Genomic DNA, 620 nt, shown 5'->3' with positions numbered 1-620 from the left:
CAGCGCGACTACCGCTTCACCACCCAGGGCGTCACCGCCGGCCTCGACGTGCGTGTCTCCGATCAGCTGATCGTGGGCGGCGGCCTGGGCTATGGCGAGGACAAGACCAAGATCGGCGACCAGGGCTCGGTCTCCAACGGCAGCGGCCTGACCGGGGCGCTGTACGCCAGCTGGCGTCCGGCCGAGGCCTTCTACATCGACGGCGTCATCGGCTGGTCGAACCTGGACTTCGACTCGCGCCGCTGGACGGCCGGGCTCGGCGGCCAGCCGGACGCCTACGCCGAAGGCGAACGGTCGGGGGACACCCGCTTCGTGTCGGCCGCCTTCGGCCGCATTCTGCGCGGCGACGGTCAGACCCGTGAGATCTACGCCCGCGTCGATGCGCGCTCGATCTCGCTGGACGGCTTCACCGAGACGGGTGCGGGGCTGGCGTCCCTGGCCTGGGACGCGGTGGACCAGGACAGCCTGTCGGCCAACCTGGGCGCGGCGTGGCGCTGGACGATCGACAACCGCCGCTTCGGCCAGCTGCGGCCGTCGGCGCGGGTCGAGTGGTCGCACGAGTTCGAGGACATCGGCGACCAGGGCGTGCGCTACGCCGACTGGGCCGCCAGCCCGACCTA

The 620-nt window shown here is 71.9% G+C and carries 1 protein-coding gene; it reads left to right on the top strand.

The genetic code is table 11. The annotated features are described in order from the left end of the window. Positions 1–620 (top strand): autotransporter outer membrane beta-barrel domain-containing protein (locus AC07NB_RS17620; protein WP_494572545.1); only part of this gene is annotated, 620 nt, incomplete at both ends.

It is taken from the genome of Brevundimonas sp. GW821-FHT09G01 (genome assembly GCF_059416065.1).
Note: the sequence above shows the minus strand (reverse complement) of the source record. Positions and strands in the feature narration are given on the sequence as shown.